This window comes from Streptomyces sp. 4F14 (assembly GCF_048159485.1).
Classification (GTDB): Bacteria; Actinomycetota; Actinomycetes; order Streptomycetales; family Streptomycetaceae; genus Streptomyces.
Genome location: NZ_JBLRVY010000321.1, coordinates 1 through 337, shown reverse-complemented (window position 1 = coordinate 337; position 337 = coordinate 1). Strand labels below are relative to the sequence as shown.

The 337-nt window shown below is 67.7% G+C and carries 1 protein-coding gene; it reads right to left on the bottom strand.

The genetic code is table 11. From position 1 onward, the window contains the following. Positions 1-337: replication initiator (locus ACLZOT_RS50925; RefSeq protein ID WP_416976108.1), on the bottom strand; the 337-nt coding region annotated here is incomplete at both ends.

Genomic DNA, 337 nt, shown 5'->3' with positions numbered 1-337 from the left:
ACGAGAAGTGCCCGCGGAAACCGAGCATGTGGGCCCAGGCCCAGAGGCGCCGATCCGGATAGAGGCTGTCCAGGTCGCGGCACGCGGTGATGAGCCGCCGGGTGTGGTCGGGGACCTGGTGCCGGTCGAGTTCGGCGAGTTCACCGATACGGCGGTCCAAAGTGCCAGTGTTCTCGGCGGCCTTGATGGCGTACTTGGCGACGTACGAGGCGACGGCCTGTTCGGTGATGTCGGAGCCGTCACCGAAGGCGTTCACCGGCCGGACGTCGAGTTGAGTGCCCCAGCGGAAGGTACGGGTGGGCTGGTCCTCGGCGGCCGACACCGACACCGAGGTGTA